Here is a 237-nt window from a genome sequence, read left to right on the forward strand (position 1 = left end):
CGACGCTCCGGGCAAGGGTGGGCACGTCGGGCAGTTCGGACGTACCCTCCACCCGGGGATGGCTCGACAATATCTGTTCGACCAGCGTCGATCCGGCGCGGGGCATGCCGAGGATGAAGATCGGATCCGAGGCCATCGATCCCATCCCCGCGCACGCCGCGATCAGGGCGGCGTCGAAGGTTGCGATGCTGTCGTCGACGAAGCGCTCCGTCTCATCGGCGTCATAGACGATGCGGG

1 protein-coding gene is annotated in these 237 nt (G+C 66.7%); it reads right to left on the minus strand.

Annotated elements, in window-relative coordinates; genetic code table 11:
* On the minus strand, window positions 1-237 hold a 237-nt coding region (locus tag VJI94_RS08810), incomplete at both ends, for a sulfotransferase (RefSeq protein ID WP_324009102.1).

Origin of the sequence: Parvimonas sp. D9, assembly GCF_035282565.1 — a bacterium.
In the GTDB taxonomy this organism is placed as follows: domain Bacteria; phylum Bacillota; class Clostridia; order Tissierellales; family Peptoniphilaceae; genus Parvimonas; species Parvimonas micra.